Below are 2,059 nucleotides of genomic sequence, written 5' to 3'. Positions count from 1 at the left end.
GGGCGGCCTGCACCGCCGTCTCATCGGTCTTGGGCGTGGCAGCGCGAGCCTGGGCGGCGATGGCGCGGGCGCCCTCGGCCTCGGCGAGCTGCATGGCGATCTCGGCCAGGCGGGTGAGCATCTGGATCTGCTGCAGCGCGAGGCTGCGGCAATAGGCCTGGACGTCGAGATCCTGGGGAGCGAGCTTCATAGAACATATCATGAACAAAGTCGCAGGCCGGCGCAAGGGGCTTTGTGTTTGCAACCCGTCCCGGGTCGGTGCGAACGGCGCGGCCATGGATCGCCACGCCCCTGCGGGGCTCGCGATGACGGTGGGGGTGGTTGGCGCGGCTCACCCCCAAACCGTCATTGCCAGGAGGCGAAGCCGACGAAGCCATCCATTCCCGCCGCACGAGCCGGCGCCGGCATCACCTCGAAAGCAATTGACTACAATATATCTACCTTCTAGTAGGTAGATAGCTATTGGAGAATCGACATGCGGCATCCGATCACCGATCCTCAGCCCGCCCCATCGTCATCCGGCTGGCTCAAGCGCTACTACACCATCCGGTTCGCGGTCGCGGCAGCCTGGGTCGCCCTGGCCTTCACGGCGGCGAAGGACATGCCGCAGCTGTCGGCCGTCATGCTGGTCGCCTATCCGGCGTGGGACGCCCTGGCGAACCTGGTCGACGCCCGGCGCTCCGGCGGGCTGGGCCGCAACCGGACCCAGATGCTGAACGTCGGCATCAGCGTGCTCACCGCAATCGCCGTCGTCATCGCCCTGGGCCACAGCATGAACGCCGTGCTCGGCGTCTACGGCGTCTGGGCCGTGCTGGCCGGCGCCTTCCAGCTCGCCACCGCCGTCGGGCGCTGGGCGTCGTATGGCGCGCAATGGGTGATGATCCTGAGCGGCGCCCAGTCGGCCCTGGCCGGGCTGTTCTTTCTCAAGCGGGCCGGCGGCACCGAGTCCATCGGCATCACCGCCATCGCTCCCTACGCCGCATTCGGCGCCTTCTACTTCCTGGTATCGGCGATCTGGCTGACGGTGAGCGACGCCCGCCGGAGCCGCGCCGCCGCCTGACCGGGCCAAGCGAAGCGTGCCGATCCTAAGCCTCTACTCTCCGCCAGGCCCATGCCGGGCAGCCGAGGCTTGCGGCCGCCGCCGCGCTCGGCCCTACTGGCGGAAACCGGACGGGGAGGGCGGCGATGCAGCCGGCGATCGAGGCCGAGGTGGTGGAGGCGATCATCCGCGACGGCGTGCCGCTGATCGGCGCCTTCGGCGTGACGGTCACGGCGCTGGGCGCGGGCACCGCGACGCTGGTGATGCCCTGCCGCGACGATTTCGTGCGGCCCGGCGGCACCATCACCGGCCCGGCCCTGTTCGGCCTGGCCGATGTCGCGCTCTACGCCGCGGTGCTCAGCCGGATCGGCCGGGTCGAGCTGGCGGTCACCACCTCGATGGCGATCAACTTCCTGCGCCGCCCGGCGCTGGTGCCGGTGGTGGCCGAGGCCCGGCTGCTCAAGCTCGGCAAGCGCCTGGCCTATGGCGAGGTGCTGCTGTTCTCGGAAGGAGAGGCCGAGCCGGTGGCCCACGCCACCGGCACCTATTCGATTCCCCCGCGGGCCTGAGGAGCCGTTGCCGCCGGTGGCGCGCCGGGCCTCAAGCGGATCGGTGTCGGCTCGATGCCCACGCGAAAGGACTGTCATCCTGCTGCAATACTAACCGTCATACCAGTTATGGCAGGCCGGCCACAATCCGGTCCCGAGGATTGCCATCTTCAGCCCGTCTTTTAGGGCCGTTGCGGAGCCATGCGATTTCAAGACGGCATTCGGGGCGAGGGGGCATGCAGGCGGAGGCGGTGTTCGGTGCGGTCGAGCGGATCTATGACGCGGCCGCGAGGCCGGAGGGCTGTGCGGACAGCCTGGACATCCTGCGCGGCCTGGTCGGGGCCGACCATGCGGTGCTGCTGACCCGGGAGGCGGGACGGCCGCCCGCCGGGCTCGGCGTCGGGGTCGATGGCGGCGCCGTAAAGCGCCTGGCCGATGCGGCCGGCGATGGCGGCGCGGCGGCGGACTGGCT

Annotated in this window: 4 protein-coding genes; 3 read left to right on the top strand and 1 reads right to left on the bottom strand. The window is 70.0% G+C overall.

Annotated elements, in window-relative coordinates:
* Positions 1–190, bottom strand: a 190-nt coding sequence (locus P409_RS32705) for a hypothetical protein (RefSeq protein WP_034848518.1), incomplete at its 3' end; no start/stop codon positions are given.
* Positions 191–475: 285 nt separating this feature from the next.
* Between P409_RS32705 and P409_RS32700 the strand changes: the two genes are divergently transcribed.
* The 3 genes from P409_RS32700 to P409_RS32690 all read left to right on the top strand — a co-directional run.
* Positions 476–1,060, top strand: coding sequence for a DUF308 domain-containing protein (locus P409_RS32700; protein ID WP_034848515.1), 585 nt, complete (start codon positions 476–478; stop codon positions 1,058–1,060).
* A 125-nt stretch (positions 1,061–1,185) separates the two neighbouring features.
* Positions 1,186–1,608 carry a PaaI family thioesterase gene (locus tag P409_RS32695; protein WP_034848512.1) on the top strand — a complete coding sequence of 141 codons (423 nt, stop codon included), beginning with the start codon at positions 1,186–1,188 and terminating at the stop codon, positions 1,606–1,608.
* 215 nt (positions 1,609–1,823) lie between these two features.
* The coding region (locus P409_RS32690) for a hypothetical protein (RefSeq protein WP_034848508.1) at positions 1,824–2,059 on the top strand (236 nt) is incomplete at its 3' end.

It is taken from the genome of Inquilinus limosus MP06, from assembly GCF_000767795.1.
GTDB classification, from domain to species: Bacteria; Pseudomonadota; Alphaproteobacteria; order DSM-16000; family Inquilinaceae; genus Inquilinus; species Inquilinus limosus_E.
The sequence above is the reverse complement of the archived record's forward strand: the minus strand, read 5'-3'. Positions and strand labels throughout refer to the sequence as shown.